Genomic DNA, 15,355 nt, shown 5'->3' on the forward strand with positions numbered 1-15,355 from the left:
CGCGACATGGCGCTGCTTCTGCTCGGCCTCGTGGCCGGGGCGGGCACGCTCTATTTCTTGCAGGATCGACCTGCCTCCGTCACCTCCAGCCAGGCCGCAGAGGGTGACCATGGAAAGGAGGAAGGTCATGCGGAAGGAGCGGTCGAGCTCAATGATGCCAAGCTCGCGGCCGCAAGCATCGGCCTCGAGACCGCCGGTCCGGCACATTTGCGCCAGAAACTCCGCCTGAACGGGTTGATTCAGCCGAACCAGGAGGCCGTCGTCCAGGTCGCGCCGCGCTTTCCCGGCATTGTCCGGGAAGTCCGCAAGCGCCTGGGGGACAAGGTCAACAAAGGTGATGTCCTTGCCGTCATCGAGAGCAACCAGAGCCTCACGACATACGATCTGAAGTCCCCCATCTCGGGCACCGTGGTGGATCGCGCCGTGGCGTTGGGAGAATACGTCTCCGAGCAGAAGCCCGCCTTCATCGTCGCCGAGCTCTCCACCCTGTCGGTGGATCTCTCCGTCTACCGGAAGGATTTCGCGAAGGTCCGCGTAGGCGATTCCGTGCAGATCGACCCCGAAGACGGCGGTGCGCTGATCCAGGGCCAGGTCATCTACGTCTCGCCGATCGGTGCCGCAGACACGCAGAGCGCGTTGGCGCGCGTGGCCATTCCCAACGATGGGATGCGGCTGCGGCCGGGCCTGTTCGCTGTGGGCACCATCGTGCTGGCGGAGAAGGCCGTTGATGTCGCGGTTCGCTTGAGTGCCCTCCAGACCATCGACGGCCGCAGCATTGTTTTCGTTCGAAGTGGCGATGCCTTCGAACCCCGCGACGTGGAGCTGGGCGAGCGCGATGGCGAACGGGTCGAGGTGCTGTTCGGCCTGATGCCCGGGGACGCCTACGCAGCGAACAACAGCTTCGTGATCAAGGCCGAGCTCGCCAAGGGGAGCGCCAGCCATGAGCACTGAGATGAAGCTCGTCACCGCCTGCATCCATCCGCACCTCGAGGCGCGCGTCGTGAAGGCGCTCCACGACCTACCGGAATTCCCGGGCTTCTCCATAATTGAACTCCGCGGCCAGGGCCGGGGGAAAGGGGCGGACGGCACTTATCTCGCGAGCGAAACCGACCTCGTCTATCAGCGGCACCTCCAGTTGCAGATCGTCTGCGCGACGGATGCAGTCGAGACGATCTCCCGGATCGTGGCAGAGGCCGGGTGGACCGGCCGAAAAGGGGACGGCGTCATCATCGTGACGCCCGTCGAGGGCTTCAGCCGCATCCGCGAGGCTGGCGCACGCGCGGCCCGGGAGGCGTCGCGATGATCGACGCCATCCTTGCCTTCTCGATCCGCCAACGCTGGCTCGTGGTGCTCGTCAGCCTCGGCATCGCGGCCTTCGGCGCCTGGAACTTCACGCGCTTGCCGATCGATGCGGTGCCGGACATCACCAATGTCCAGGTACAGATCAACACCTCCGCGCCCGGCTTCTCGCCGCTGGAGACGGAGCAGCGCATCACCTTCCCGGTCGAGACCGCCATGGGTGGCCTGCCGGGGCTGGACTACACCCGCTCCATGTCGCGCTACGGCCTGAGCCAGGTGACGGTCGTGTTCCGGGACGGGACCGACATCTATTTCGCCCGCCAGCTCGTAAACGAGCGCATCCAGCAGGCCAAGGACCAGCTTCCGCCAGGCGTCGAAACCGCGATGGGGCCCGTCTCCACGGGCCTCGGCGAGATCTACATGTACACGGTGGAGGCCAGGGACGGGGCGAAGAAGCCGTCCGGCGAGCCCTACAGCCCCACTGACCTGCGCACCATCCAGGACTGGATCATCAAGCCCCAGCTCCGCACCGTGCCCGGTGTGGTCGAGGTGAACACCATCGGCGGCTACGAACGCGAGCTCCACGTCCTGCCGAACCCGGCGCGGCTCATGGCCTACCGCATCTCGTTCCGTGACGTGATGACTGCGCTCACCGCCAACAACGCGAACGTGGGCGCTGGCTATATCGAGCGGAACGGCGAGCAATATCTCGTCCGCACGCCCGGACAGGTGGCCAATGCGGACGAGATCCGGGAAATTGTCATCGGCAGCCGTTCCGGTACGCCGATCCGCATCGGCGACATCGCCGAGGTGCGCGAGGGCAAGGAGCTGCGCACGGGCGCGGCGACGCTGAACGGAGAGGAGGTGGTGCTCGGCACCACCATGCTGCTTATTGGCGAGAACAGCCGCACGGTGGCCCAGCGCGTCGAGACGCGCCTGGAGGCAATCTCCCGCTCGCTGCCCGAAGGCGTCATCGCCCGCGCCGTCTACGACCGCTCCCACCTCGTGGAAGCCACCATCGCAACGGTGGAGAAGAACCTCGTCGAAGGTGCGCTATTTGTCATCGCCGTGCTGTTCGTGCTGCTGGGGAACATCCGCGCGGCGCTGGTGACGGCCTGCGTCATCCCGCTCGCCATGCTCTTCACCATCACCGGCATGGTGGAGAACAAGGTCAGCGCCAACCTGATGAGCCTTGGGGCCATCGACTTCGGCATCATCATCGACGGCGCCGTCATCATCGTCGAGAACTGCCTGCGCCTGTTGGCGGAAGAGCAACATAAGAGGGGCCGCCTCCTGACTCGGGCAGAGCGGTTCGAGACCATCCTCGCGGGTTCGAGGGACGTCATCCGGCCGAGCTTGTTCGGCACCATGATCATCGCCGTGGTCTATCTGCCTGTGCTCACGCTCACGGGCGTGGAAGGCAAGATGTTCACCCCGATGGCGGTGACGGTGCTCATGGCGCTGCTCGGCGCCGCGCTGTTCTCGATGACCTTCGTGCCCGCCGCCATCGCGCTGTTCGTGACCGGCAAGGTTTCCGAGGATGAAAACTTCATCATGCGGGGCGCCCGGCGCCTCTACACGCCGTTGCTGGATGCCTGCATCACCTATCGCGGCGTGGTGGCCGCGGCGGCCGCCGCCCTGGTGATCGCGAGCGGCCTCGCGGCCTCGCGCATGGGTGGGGAGTTCATCCCCAGCCTCGACGAGGGCGATGCCGCCATCCAGGCGCTGCGCGTGCCCGGCACCAGCCTGACGCAGTCCCTCGAGATGCAAGAGGCTCTCGAAAAACGCCTGCTGAAGGTGCCGGAGGTGAAGGAAATCTTCGCCCGCGTCGGCACGGCCGAGATCGCCACCGATGCGATGCCGCCGTCCATCTCCGACGGCTACATCATACTGAAGCCCCGCTCGGAATGGCCGAACCCATCGAAGCCGAAGTCCGAATTGATGGAGGATATCGAGAAGGCCGCCGAAGAGGTGGCGGGGAGCAATTACGAACTCTCCCAGCCCATCCAGCTTCGCTTCAACGAACTGATCTCCGGCATTCGCAGCGACGTGGGCGTGAAGATCTTCGGCGACGATCTCGACACCCTGCTCCAGGTGGCCGGCCAGGTGCAAGCGGTGCTCCAGACGGTGCCCGGCGCGGCAGACGTGAAGACCGAGCAGGTCTCGGGCCTGCCCATGCTGACCGTGGCGCTGAACCGGGCGGCCATGGCGCGCTATGGCGTCTCCGTCGCCGATGTGCAGGAACTGGTCGAGATCGCGGTGGGCGGCAAGGAGGCGGGCGTCCTGTTCGAGGGTGACCGGCGTTTCGACATCATGGTACGCCTGCCCGAGGAATTGCGCACCGACATCGAGGCGTTGCGCGCCCTGCCAATCCCGTTGCCACCGGCGAACGACGAGCGCAACGCTGTACGCGCGATCTGGGGGACGGCTGCGACCTCCCAGATCCGCTATGTGCCGCTCTCCTCCATCGCCAACCTCACGGTGTCTCCCGGACCCAACCAGATCAGCCGCGAGAACGGCAAGCGGCGCATCGTGGTGAGCGCCAACGTGCGCGACCGGGACCTCGGCTCGTTCGTCGCCGATGCCCAGAAGCAAGTCGCCGAGACGGTGAAGCTTCCGGAGGGCTACTGGATCGGCTGGGGCGGCCAATTCGAGCAACTCGTCTCCGCCACCCAGCGCCTCGCCATCGTGGTGCCCATCGCGCTGCTGCTGATCTTCCTGCTGCTGTTCATGAGCTTCGGGTCCATGGGCGATGCCCTGCTGGTGTTCTCGGGCGTGCCGCTGGCGCTTACCGGGGGCGTGGCGGCGCTGCTGCTGCGAGATATTCCCCTCTCCATCAGCGCGGGCATAGGTTTCATCGCCCTGTCCGGCGTGGCGGTGCTGAACGGGCTCGTCATCATCGCTTTCATCCAGCGCCTGCGGGCCGAGGGGAAGGTGATCATCGATGCCGTCCGCGAGGGAGCTCTGACGCGCCTGCGGCCGGTGCTGATGACCGCGCTCGTCGCCTCCCTCGGCTTCGTGCCCATGGCGCTGGCGACGGGGCCGGGCGCGGAGGTGCAGCGCCCGCTCGCCACCGTGGTCATTGGCGGCATCATCTCCTCCACCATCCTCACCTTGCTGGTCCTGCCCGCGCTCTACGTCCTGTTCCGGCGTGAGAGCGAGCGGCCGGAACCTCTTTCGACTGCGGCTGCCGAGGTCGCCTCAATCTAGCAAATACAAGGAGACAAGCATGTTGAAAGCCATTTTCATCGCCGCTGCGGTGCTACTGTCAGGTCCCGCTTTGGCGCAGCACGCCCACGACAACCAGAAGGGTCCCAATGGCGGTCCCATGGAGGACGTCGCCGGTGTCCATGCGGAGTTGCTGGTGTCTGGCCAGGCCGTGACGGTCAATGTCTTCGACGAGGCCGGAAAACCCGTCGACACGACGGGCTATACGGGTTCCGCGATGATCGTCTCCGGCAGCGATCGCAGGACCCTTCCGCTTGCCGCCTCCGGCAACGCCCTCACCGGCCAGGCTGCGGCTCCCATCGCGAAGGGCGCAGTCGTCACCCTCGTCATCAAGACCGCCGCTGGAAAGTCCGGCCAGGCGAAGTTTTCCGCGCCCTGAAGATAGGAATGATGCTCATCATGTCTGGATGCCAGATCTTCCACCGCATGGCCGCGGCGACGATCCCGATCGGGCTCATCGCATCTGCGATCCCGGCCCTCGCCCTAGAAGGTAAGCCTCAAGGTCACAAGGCGAAGGAGAGGCATGTCTTTTGGAATGTGCAGCTCTGCCTCAGTCATCCATCGACTCACGAGAAGAGCACTTAGATATCGGCTCCGCCGCCGTTCTTCTTTACGGGGTTCTTTTCCCCCTCGCCATCGACCTCGCAGTCGATCGGCCACGGCGGAGCTGCGAAATAGAGTGATCTCATCGTCTCTTGCCGGGCGCTTCGCTGCCGTCCTGGCCTCTTCGGGATCAGCCGGATGCGAAGTGCGCGGAGACGGGACGTCCTTCAGGCTCAAAGCCCGCACTGGTCCACAATAGGAAGACAGACATGAAACTCTCGGTAATTCTTGGATTCTCCCTAATCATGGTGAGTGCGTCATTCGCACAAACTGCAGATACTGAGCATTCAAGCGCAAAAGAACATCGTATGTACTGTGAAAAGAAGCGAACGACCTGTGTTGATACGTATAAATGGTATCGGCAACATGAGCTCACTCACTGCCGCATTCAATACAATCAGTGCATGCAGGTATGGAAAAAAGATTGAAAGGAATCGCGAGGACGATGCGCGCGCCACCTTGAACGGCACCGCCCACCCTGGACACATGAGGAACTCGAGAAGCTAAAGTGGCGCGCCAGGAAGGGCGTGGCACTGAAGGCGATCTCGAAAGCGATGACGCAGCGAGGAATCTATCAAAGACCTCAACAAACGCGATGGGATCGGCGTCGCCAAGCCTCTTTAGGTCGTGCTTTTGGCATGGCTTTGAGTGTCGTCGCTGCTCGAAAGTTCACGAACGTCAGCTGAGGCTCCCACGGCATCTGCATGCCAGAGTGGTCTCGAAGAGCTGGCATCAACAAAGGCTCGGAGCGGAAGGTTGCTCTGACGTCAGAAGTATCCGCTTCACGCTGCCTCCAGGCCATCAGGTGCGGCGCCTCTCGCAGGTTCGACTACCTCGACCTGAAGAGTGTCCGGTTTCTGAACTCCTGCCGAGGTCATCTCCTGGTGCAATGCGACCTCAGTCAAGAGGTCCGATACGGCTGGTGGTGGCCTTGCTCACGCCTGTGATTCGCGCGAGTTCGCGCACGCTCTCTCCTTCCGCCCTTCGCTTAGCAACGAAGGCACGCTGATCGGCCGAGAGCACATGTTTACGGCCGAATCGCACACCGCGCGCCTTCGCGCGAATGCGGCCTTCTCCGGTGCGCGTTCTGATGAGCTCTCGCTCGAATTCGGCAAGGCCACCAAGTACGTTGAGCATAAGACGGCCATGCGGCGTTGTCGTATCGGCCCAGCCATCGCCAAGGGACTTGAAGGCCGCGCCGCGTTCGGCGATCTCGGCAAGAATATTGAGCAGATCACGCGTCGAGCGTGCCAGGCGATCGAGCCGAACGACCAAAAGCGTGTCACCGGCTCGCAAGGCCGCCAGGCATTTTCGCAGCTGTCTGCGATCAGTTTTCGCGCCGCTTGCCGTCTCTTGGAAAAGCTTCTCGCAGCCGGCGGCCCTGAGGTGTTCGATCTGGCTATCTAAAGTCTGCCCATCAGTTGAGACACGTGCGTAGCCAACAATCATTTGTGCATTATGAGACTATATTATGAGACAGTCAACGCGTTGATATTTCAGATCATAAATATCGTCTCATATATTTTGATTTTTGAGACACAGCCTCTCCTTTTGATCGAAGGAGCATCCGAGTCGCCTCCTGCGCCGTAAGCAGAGCTTACCGATTGCACGTCTGAACGTCCGGTGTGGGGCCGGTTGCAGACTGGCAGGTTTTGGGCGGGCCGATGTGCAATGCGGGCATTCGGTCGGCAAGGTTCGGAGCTAGAAAGACCCAGAAGGCGACATTCACGACCGCATTGCCCACACCTAACGTCAGACACTCATTCATCAAAGCCCTTCGGAAGAGTCCTGACCGTTTGCCGACAGGCAGGTCCTGGCAGGCAAGCACGGTATAGCCGGGCTTCGCACGCCTGAACGGACATCTTTTGCCATAGCCGGCGTCGGCAGGTGGCCTGAGCCCTGACGATCCTCCACGTATGAGTTATGCCTGAGGCGCTGTTGATGCCCTCGGTCGGATATGAAGCAACCGTCGGCGCAGCAGATAAACCAATGCTGGTTTCAGAAAGCTCTATGCTGATCCAAGGACAAATGCCTGTCCGGCCGGGATATCGATGACCTTCACCGCCATCCGGGCCGAACGCGCTCACGTTAATAGGTGATCTACCCTCTGGTGAGGTTTACCAGGGCGAAGTTGCCCATCCGCTGGAGATCGGGCACCGCCTTGCCGGTCGCCTTGTTGATCTCGGCGATCATCGTGTTGCGCATGTCATCAACGCTGAACGTCTTGATCGTGGCGTCATCGCGTATATGGGCAGTGCGCAGATAGACCATCAATGCCCCGGCGCCAGCCAGTGCATTGTTGTTCATCGCCTGATAGGTCGCGACCGAGCCTGCGGTACGGCTCGAAAGCTCGGTAATCAGTGTATTGCGCCAATCCTCTTTTGAACCGCCCCGAGTTTTCTAGACGGCTTCGGGGCAGGTCTTGTTGCCCCGGACTTTCTGCACTTCCTGCGCATAGGCGACGTTGGCGCACAGCAGCATCGCCGTAGCGAGCGTCAGTTTGGACGTGATCTTCATTGGACTCAGCCTCCGGTTGGTTCGCGCGATCGTCGGATATGGGCCAGCCACCGCGTTCGGCGTGCGAAATGCTCCGTCTCGCGGGATCGTGCCACGACGGGAGAAGCAATAGGCGCGCGCCCGGCGAGTCCGAAACCGACCAGCCGGCCAGTTGCGGCTGGACGAACGTATAGGGTGGCGGCTGGATGCAGCGGCAATTCGGCCAACCCTGCGGCTAACACCGCCATGGGCAATGCGACCAAGGCTGACAGCGACGCGCCGCGATCCGTGGCGGTGGTCGATGAAAGTCTGCCCTGCGCCGATGACGGCCCGTGTCTGCCGATCACCAAACTGTGCGCGAGCCGTGCGGTCAATTATCTGAACTTCGACGACGGCAAGCGCCCCGATGCGCCCGAAGGATGCGAGTGGGTGGTCAACGAAACCGAGATGCCGGGTGACGAAGTAGTGCTGTATCTCGCCGCGCGTTGCGGCAAGAAGACCGCCAAACTGGCCTTCGCGGGCGGTGCGCATCTTTCCGAATTGAGCTATGAGACATCGGCGCTCGCCGAGGGCGCGCCATCGGAGGAGCCCGTCGTCAAGATCGGCGGCGCCGACCAGGGCGAGCCGAAGCTTGCCATTCTGGGCGTCGCGCGCGAGGCCTTCTCCACTCCCGCCGAAGCCGCCAAATGCCAGGTCCGCAAGGCCAATGTCGAAGGCTGGCTCGCCGATGCGATGGTCGTAAATGTGAGCGCCGCCGAATCCGCCAAGGCGCCCAAGGACGAGCCGCGTTCGGCATGCGGCTCCTTTGGCTATGACGGCGGTACGATGTCCTATTGGCGCGTGTTCCAGGGCTATTCGTGGTTTTATCAGCTCGGTCAGGATCAGCTCGAGATCGATTCGGGGGCGTTCACCGTTATGACCAAGGACGATAAGGGCGAATGGGGCCAGGTGGCGTCTTAGCCGCCGCGGGCGACACACCCCGATCGAGCGATCGGGCGCCCTTCCCGTTACCGCGCGCGACCCCGAACGGGCCGCTCGTTCAATTGAAATTTGCCACCCCAAACAAACAGGATAGCAAAACCATGCACAACACCTCCCTCTTCCGTACAGCCTGCGCGGCCCTGGCCCTGATCGTTGCACCGTCGACAGCATGGTCGCAGTCGGAGCCCTATGGCCAGCCCGTTGGCGGCTGGACCTTCAACCAGACCCCCGAAGGCGGCGCGATCAAATGCCGGGCCATCCTCAAGAGCGGCAATCAAACCTATGTCATGGGCGGCTCGACCAGCGGCGGCAGCTTTTACGTCAGTGTGAATGCCGGGAACATCGCCAAGGGCCAATATCCGGGCTCGTCCTTGGTGCTGGCAAGCGGCAATCGCAATGTGACGGTCACGTCCGACGGCGGTCGGATGTGGTTCCAGCTTGTCGATTTCGATATGGAAAAGGTCGCCCAAGAAGGGGCTTTCGTCCTCAATGTGCGGCTGAAGAACGGCGGCTTCGGCGGCGGCGAAATGACGCTCAACAAAGCGGCGCCAAAGGCGCTGGACCGCCTTTTCGAGTGTATTCAGTCGAATGGCGGCTGACAGGCGAACCCAGCGACCGTGCAGGTGCGCTTCGGTCAAGGCAATGGGGGGCGCATGACGAAATTTGCGATGGTGCGTTCAGCGGCGATGGGCGTGGGGCTCTCGCTGCGCTGGCGGCCTGCGGGGGTGGCGATACAAGCAAGGACGCTGACACCGCAGCGACAACCCTGACCTGGGGACTGGGCATTCCGGGGGGTGAGGCTGCCGATTTCGTCGGCATGTCGCTGACCGATCCGGCTGGCAACGTAACCGCGACACTGACCTGCCGACCCGGGAGCAAAAGCACTCTGCTGGCAACCCCCGGTATCGCGTTTCAGGACGGCGTCACCGAACTAACCCTCGGTAAGCCAGGGGGCGATGCGGTGACGTTCACGATGCAGCGTGATCCGTCCGATGGCATGAATGGCGAGGTGCCGCTGCCCGCCAATTTCACGGCGTTGTTCGGCATGGGTGCCGGCATCACCTATGATACCACGACCGTAAGTTTTGCGCCGCCCGAAGGCACCACCGCAGCTGACTTCAAGCTCATCTGTAAAAATGGTTACACGCGGGAGGATGAAACGAGGAACGTGGTTGGTAAAGCCCCGGCAGTCGGCGAGAACGGTCAGGATATGACCATCAACCCAGACAATATGCCCTGACGATGCCAACGGCGCCGTGCCGCTTCCCAAGGCGGCGATGATGCCTCATGTCGAGCGCGTTTCAGCAAATAATCCCAGCGCCATAGGCGATTAGTTGAGCAGTAAGCAGAGTCAGCGTTGATTGACAGTGCCGGCGCCAATATCCATCATTTTTGGCACTCCCAGCATAAGACACCCGTGCTGATCATCGGACCCCTGGTTGAACAAGGCACTTCTCGGCAATCCCTCGCATCCAACCGCTGGATGAACCCGCTGCACCACTAGACATTCGTCCGGGTCATCCTGACTGATCATCCAGTTCACCGGCTATCGGATTTTTGCCGACAAGCGATCGAAGGCACCGTTTCGGTTCGATGCGAACGCTCAGGCCGGGGCAAATGGGTCCGAGCTGCCACTTTGATCGGCGGGCCAACTCGGCAACACCCGGTGCGACGACAAGCGCCCCGTTGTCCTGCCAGTTGACCCCGGGCGAAGCTAGGCTTCAGCCGCGCGCTTATCTTGCGCATCCGCAGTCGGGCTCAAGCGCCGCTTGTGCTGATGTGTTGTGCTCATTCGAAGGGAACGGAAAGATGAAGGCTAGGATCGTTACACTCGCCGCTACTGGCCTCGCCATGGCGCTTCTGGCGCAGCCGGCCGCAGCCAGGATCGTGAAGAGCGACTGCTCGATCACCTTCAAGGGCAAGCTGGTGCTGGAGCTCAAGAAGGAGTGTCAAATCGAATTCATCGGCGACGACGGCTCGTTTAGCTGCCGATAGCGGGAGGTGAATAAGCGGTCGCTTATCTCACTTTGGCGCTCCAAAGCGGCCTGTCCGCTCTCCACCAGTCGTGTCCGTCGGCGCCACCTGACCTAACGTCAGCTTTCGGAGCGGCGATGAGCGCGTTGAACGACCGACTTGGGCCCGAGGCTGTGTGAGAACTCAGTATGGCTCGTCGCTCAGGTTGTTGCCACGGCGCGCATTAGCTCCGTTCACCCGGTTATCGCTTTGAGGGTCGATGCAACGCCGGCGACGGCGATGACGCGCTTGATGTTGTAGGCCAGGATCGCCAGGCTGGCTTCGGTGGAGACGTTCTTGAGGCCGCGCGTTCGGAAGTGGGTGGCGCCCATCCATCCTTTTATGGTGCCGAAGACGTGCTCGACCGTGCAGCGGCGGACCGCCATGGCTTCGGGCATCGCTTGAAGCCTGCGCTCCATGGCATCGAGCACCGCTTCGTGCTCCCATCGTCGGATACGCTTCTCTTTGCCGGCCGTGCACAGCGCACGAGATGCGCAGGCACCACAGGCCCTTTGGTTGAAGTACACGCTTATGAGCTTGCCGCCCTCCACCCTGGCAAAGCGCTTCTGGAGCTGTGCGCCGACTGGGCAGCGGTAGGTGTCGGTCTCAGGCTCATGTACGAACATGGCCTTGCTCCAGAAACCACGCGCCTGAGCCGGCGAGGTATTTGGCTTGGGCACCATCGGGATGATGCCAGCTTCGGTGCAGGCGCGGATCTGCTCGCCCTCATAGTATCCACGATCTGCCAGGGCGATCATTTCGGCAGCGCCGGTCTCGGCCTGGGCCGCTGTGGCCATCTCCAGCAGATGCGAGCGGTCATGACCGCGGTTGGTCACCGCATTGGCGACGACGATGTGGTGCCGGGTATCGACGGCCGCCTGGACGTTGTAGCCGACGACCCCGCGATGGTCGCTCCCGGTCGCCATGGCACGGGCATCGGGATCGGTGAGCGACACCTGCTCATCGGGAGCGGCTTGCAGTTGCTGGCCAATCTCCTCGAGTTCGCGAAGCCGACCACGCAGCGACGCCAGTCGCTCGGTCAGGTGATGGATCCGAGGAGTGGCCGGTCCGGTTTCCGCACTGTCGGCTTCCTCAAGCTCGGCGAGATAGCGCGCGATGCTTTCCACGACATGGGCCTTCCGGCGCGCCAGCTTGCCCTTGGTGTAGTTCTTCTCGTGCGTGTTCACCGCGCGCAAGCGTGACCCGTCGATTGCGACCATGCCGCCACCGACAAGACCCAGTGCACGACAGATGGCGACGAAGTGCTGGCACGCGATCTGGATCGCGCTGGAATTGTCATGGCGGAAGTCCGCGATCGTCTTGAAGTCGGGTGCCAGCTTGCCGGTCAGCCACATCAGTTCGATGTTGCGGCCCGCCTCGCGCTCTAGCTTCCGGCTCGAGGTCAGCCGATGCAGGTATCCATAGACATAGAGCTTGAGCATGGTGCCCGGGGCGGCCGGTCGATGCCGGCTGCACGCGGGAAAAACCGAGCTCGGCAAGATCGAGTTCATCGACAAAGGCATCGATGATGCGGACCGGATTGTCGGGATCGACATAGTCCTCCAAACAAGCGGGCAGAAAGCTCGCCTGATGACGGTCGGCAGCCTCGACAAAACGTCCCATCTGGCACCTCCGAAGAAGTGCCTAAACATAGCATAATCAGGGGTTTTCACACAGCCTCGGGCGCAAAGCGGCCTTTCGCGAGGGCGTGTCGGGAAGGCAGCTTTGGGTCAACAGCGCCATTTGCGCGGTGCTACTCGATGTCGAGGTCTTCGGCGCCTTTCCCGATCAGCACCCACACCTCAACCCGGCCGCAAGCGCGTCCATCAGCATTGCAGCGTCCTCGCCAGCCCGGTGCCGCACTTCGGCGTGCTCCAGCTGATCCCGTATCCCCTCGCTCACTTCATCGCCGAGTTCGCGAAGCAGACCATCCCAACTGCGCAGCGTGAAGCTCGGCTTTATACCCGCCGCTTCGAACAGGGCATCCATCCAATAGGCGTCGAAGGGGCCGCTATCGCACCAAACTGGCCCCCTGCCGATCAGCGTGTTCAGGGTCCTGGCGACGACCATCGGCGGCTCGGCTGTGGCAAGCTCGGCCCGATCGATGCCATGCACGTCTTGCGAGAGTTCGCTCCAATGGCCGAAGTCGGTCCAATCCTGCGTCGGCCGGATAAGCGCCGACCACACCTGGATAGGCTCCTCCAGCGCCGGCCAGACGGCAACACCCACCTCGATGGGATATCCGCCATCCTCCAAAGAACTCGCCTCAAAATCGATGATGCGGAGAGGCCACGGAATCGTCGGCAATTGCTGCTCCTTACCCGGCATCTGGAGAAACCTCCTACCCCCATATCTCGGATACCGCCACCTTGCTCCATGGGCTCGGGCGTCCGGACTGGCGGGAGCTCACTCGGTGCAGTTCGCTATGGCGAGGTGGATGAGCCGCCTGTCTCCTGAGACGCGGAAGCGCAGGGCATCCTGGAAGGAGAGCGCGACCACGGCTTCCAGATCTTGGAACGACGACACCCCTGAGACCTCCAGAACGGTAATGAGCTGGAACGGCGCCTCGGCGAGGCTTGGACACTGCGTGCTGGCATGCCGTCGCAAGCAGTGCCAGACGCCCTCCACAAGATGGTTCCGCGCAAGGCCACGTGCGTGGGAAATTCTCAAGATCGCACGAAGCCGACTCCACTTTCTTATCCAGACAAAATTCGAACCCGAATTTGAAATAAACTATTATTTTTCTGGCATCTTACATTAATTGAATTTTACCCCATTTTTAGATAGGTAAATTGCTCTGGGAAAAGATGCGATTATTTCATTCATGAAGCAGAAAACGATATCATCTTCTCAGCCGTTCGAAGTGCGCGGCATTGACGGTGTTCAGGCCGCCGGGGACAACATAGTGGAAACTGAAAACGAGCAGATTTCGGGCGTTTCCCATGCCGCCTATCGGCTTGTGGCGACCAACCTGCACCTGCCTGCCGACTCCGCGTTGCACAGGCCCGGCCAGATTGTCCCGGTCAGCCAGAACGATCTCGATGCAGCGCTGATGAGGGACCGTGACCAAACGCTGTGATGCCGCACTCTCGGCAAGCTCTGACCGTGAGTGGAAGCGACAATGGCGCTTAATTTCCCTAACGTGAGCCGCAGCTTCGATATGGTGCGGAACTGCGTCTGCTTCTGGGGCTATGACGGTGCCTTCGAAGTCGCCTTCCAGGTGGAGACGGGGGCGCTGCGCCGCATCAAATCCGACGTGCAGGAGGATGAAGAGTCCCTGCTGCGGGTCTTCGACGGCAATCGCGTCCGCATTCAGAAGGTCGCGACCAGCGCTTATTCCAAGCGCCGCCAGAGCCATTACCGCCTGTCGGCGGCGGACTTCTAAAAGCCCGCCCGCGCAGGCTCTCACCCTTCCATGAGACGCATCAGATCCGAGATCCTGATGGTGGCGAAGTTCGAGAAGGTGTCGGAAACCGCATAGGGCAGGATGATCTGGTCCTTGTGCCGCATGGCCCCGCACGTATAGACCACATTCGGTACATAGCCCTCCCGCTCGGACGGTTCCGGCCGCACCAGCGGCTCGCGCGCGCGGGCCAGCACCTTGGACGGGTCGGCCTTGTCGAGCAGCACGGCACCGATGGCGTATTTGCGCACCGGGCCAACCCCATGGGTCAGGAGCAGCCAGCCTTCGTCGAGCTCGATCGGCGATCCGCAATTGCCGATCTGGACGAATTCCCAGGGAAACTGCGGCCGCAAGATCAACTGCCCGCCGTCCCAGGAATAGAGATCATCGGACGTGATGAGATACAGATTCTCATTGTCCTGGCGCCCGATCATGGCGAACCGGCCGTCGATCTTGCGCGGAAACAGCGCCATGCCCTTGTTGCGCGCCGCGCTGCCCCGCAATGGCGTCAGGCGGAAGGATGCGAAATCCTGGGTTTCCAGCAACTCCGAGCGGATCGCCTTGCCGCTATAGGCGGTATAGGTCGCGTAGAAGGTGCGCTGCCCTTCCTCTTCGAACGCAACGAAGCGCGCGTCCTCGATCCCGTTGGATTGAGCTTCGGTCACCGGGAAGATCACCCGCTCGCTGATGTCTTCCTCCGCCCCGAAGATCACCTCCACATGCTCGCCCTCGGGGCCGGGCATCCGCGCCCGAATGGTCGGGGTGGAAGCCAGGCGCACGGTCGGATCGATGCTGACGCTGCCGTCGGCGGCGATGGTTCCCGATCGGAATGTCAGGGAGGAAATGTGCCCTTCGCCCACCGCCCGCAAGCTGAGGATGAAGCGTCGCCCGCCTTCCGGCGCCCCCGATTGGTCGGGGTGGGCAACGATGCTCGGATTGAACAGGGCCGAGGCTTCGAAGGAATATTCGTGGAGAAAATAGGCCCCGACCAGGCGCCGCTGGGTGGCCGTGAAGAGGTCGTGCGCCGCGAGCGCCTCTTCCATTTCGTCGGCTCGGGCATCGAATGTGGCCAGCAGGTTGCGGTGCCGGCCCTGGAAATTCTCCAGCACATCGGCGAGCTGGCTCTCGGCGGTCTCCGCATCGAGGGCGAGCACCCGGTCGACGATATGATTGGCCCGCGTCTTGTCGGTCGGGTTGAAGTCGCGCGGCTCGGTCGCGGGCTTGAAGGGCCGCACGACCACGCGCGCAGGGTCCGGACGCAGGTAGAGCGCCTGCCGGTTCAAAAACATGGGATGGGACACGGCGGCCTCGGTTCGGTTGATGGTTCGCTGT

Annotated in this window: 14 protein-coding genes and 1 pseudogene; 10 read left to right on the forward strand and 5 right to left on the reverse strand. The window is 62.4% G+C overall.

The window, feature by feature from the left end; all coding sequences use genetic code 11:
* The first annotated feature begins 6 nt into the window (after nucleotides 1–6).
* Genes ihpB through V5G24_RS07020 form a run of 4 tightly spaced genes read left to right on the forward strand, consistent with a single transcriptional unit; the run spans nucleotide 7 to nucleotide 4,906 of the window.
* Entirely contained in the window at nucleotides 7–951 is a 945-nt protein-coding gene (ihpB, locus tag V5G24_RS07005; protein WP_394085470.1) for a divalent metal ion exporter adaptor subunit IhpB, read from the forward strand.
* Entirely contained in the window at nucleotides 941–1,303 is a 363-nt protein-coding gene (locus V5G24_RS07010) for a P-II family nitrogen regulator (protein ID WP_394085471.1), read from the forward strand. Before ihpB ends, V5G24_RS07010 begins: the two co-directional genes overlap by 11 nt.
* Nucleotides 1,300–4,509 (forward strand): efflux RND transporter permease subunit, encoded by a 3,210-nt coding sequence (locus V5G24_RS07015; protein ID WP_394085473.1) that lies wholly within the window; start codon nucleotides 1,300–1,302, stop codon nucleotides 4,507–4,509. Before V5G24_RS07010 ends, V5G24_RS07015 begins: the two co-directional genes overlap by 4 nt.
* 19 nt (nucleotides 4,510–4,528) lie before the next feature.
* Nucleotides 4,529–4,906 (forward strand): hypothetical protein, encoded by a 378-nt coding sequence (locus V5G24_RS07020; protein ID WP_394085474.1) that lies wholly within the window; start codon nucleotides 4,529–4,531, stop codon nucleotides 4,904–4,906.
* A 1,121-nt stretch (nucleotides 4,907–6,027) separates the two neighbouring features.
* Here the strand turns inward: V5G24_RS07020 and V5G24_RS07025 are convergent.
* Together V5G24_RS07025 and V5G24_RS07030 are read right to left on the reverse strand one after the other, a co-directional pair.
* A complete protein-coding gene (locus tag V5G24_RS07025; RefSeq protein ID WP_394085475.1) occupies nucleotides 6,028–6,579 on the reverse strand; it encodes a recombinase family protein in 552 nt (183 codons plus the stop codon).
* Between the two features lie 651 nt (nucleotides 6,580–7,230).
* On the reverse strand, nucleotides 7,231–7,437 hold the full coding sequence (locus V5G24_RS07030) for a hypothetical protein (RefSeq protein WP_394085476.1): 207 nt from the start codon (nucleotides 7,435–7,437) through the stop codon (nucleotides 7,231–7,233).
* A 435-nt stretch (nucleotides 7,438–7,872) separates the two neighbouring features.
* On the opposite strand from V5G24_RS07030, the gene V5G24_RS07035 reads away from it, so the two are divergent.
* From V5G24_RS07035 to V5G24_RS07050, 4 genes are all read left to right on the forward strand, one after another.
* The gene (locus V5G24_RS07035) at nucleotides 7,873–8,586 is read left to right on the forward strand and encodes a hypothetical protein (protein ID WP_394085477.1); all 714 of its coding nucleotides are present in this window, start codon (nucleotides 7,873–7,875) and stop codon (nucleotides 8,584–8,586) included.
* 122 nt (nucleotides 8,587–8,708) lie between these two features.
* Nucleotides 8,709–9,206 carry a hypothetical protein gene (locus V5G24_RS07040; RefSeq protein WP_394085478.1) on the forward strand — a complete coding sequence of 166 codons (498 nt, stop codon included), beginning with the start codon at nucleotides 8,709–8,711 and terminating at the stop codon, nucleotides 9,204–9,206.
* A 218-nt stretch (nucleotides 9,207–9,424) separates the two neighbouring features.
* On the forward strand, nucleotides 9,425–9,847 hold the full coding sequence (locus V5G24_RS07045; RefSeq protein WP_394085479.1) for a hypothetical protein: 423 nt from the start codon (nucleotides 9,425–9,427) through the stop codon (nucleotides 9,845–9,847).
* Nucleotides 9,848–10,416: 569 nt separating this feature from the next.
* On the forward strand, nucleotides 10,417–10,602 hold the full coding sequence (locus tag V5G24_RS07050) for a hypothetical protein (RefSeq protein ID WP_394085480.1): 186 nt from the start codon (nucleotides 10,417–10,419) through the stop codon (nucleotides 10,600–10,602).
* A gap of 212 nt (nucleotides 10,603–10,814) precedes the next feature.
* Here the strand turns inward: V5G24_RS07050 and V5G24_RS07055 are convergent.
* Nucleotides 10,815–12,243: pseudogene (locus V5G24_RS07055) on the reverse strand (IS1182 family transposase).
* Nucleotides 12,244–12,408: 165 nt separating this feature from the next.
* Complete coding sequence (locus V5G24_RS07060; protein WP_394084539.1) at nucleotides 12,409–12,948, reverse strand: 3'-5' exonuclease; 540 nt, start codon at nucleotides 12,946–12,948, stop codon at nucleotides 12,409–12,411.
* Nucleotides 12,949–13,444: 496 nt separating this feature from the next.
* Between V5G24_RS07060 and V5G24_RS07065 the strand changes: the two genes are divergently transcribed.
* Nucleotides 13,445–13,699 (forward strand): hypothetical protein, encoded by a 255-nt coding sequence (locus tag V5G24_RS07065; RefSeq protein WP_394084541.1) that lies wholly within the window; start codon nucleotides 13,445–13,447, stop codon nucleotides 13,697–13,699.
* A gap of 42 nt (nucleotides 13,700–13,741) precedes the next feature.
* Nucleotides 13,742–14,005 (forward strand): DUF1488 family protein, encoded by a 264-nt coding sequence (locus V5G24_RS07070; protein ID WP_394084542.1) that lies wholly within the window; start codon nucleotides 13,742–13,744, stop codon nucleotides 14,003–14,005.
* Nucleotides 14,006–14,025: 20 nt separating this feature from the next.
* On the opposite strand, the gene V5G24_RS07075 is transcribed toward V5G24_RS07070, so the two are convergent.
* A complete protein-coding gene (locus tag V5G24_RS07075) occupies nucleotides 14,026–15,324 on the reverse strand; it encodes a glycoside hydrolase family 130 protein (RefSeq protein WP_394084544.1) in 1,299 nt (432 codons plus the stop codon).
* Between the last annotated feature and the right edge of the window lie 31 nt (nucleotides 15,325–15,355).

The organism is Roseixanthobacter finlandensis, from assembly GCF_043195105.2.
Lineage (GTDB): Bacteria > Pseudomonadota > Alphaproteobacteria > Rhizobiales > Xanthobacteraceae > NCEH01.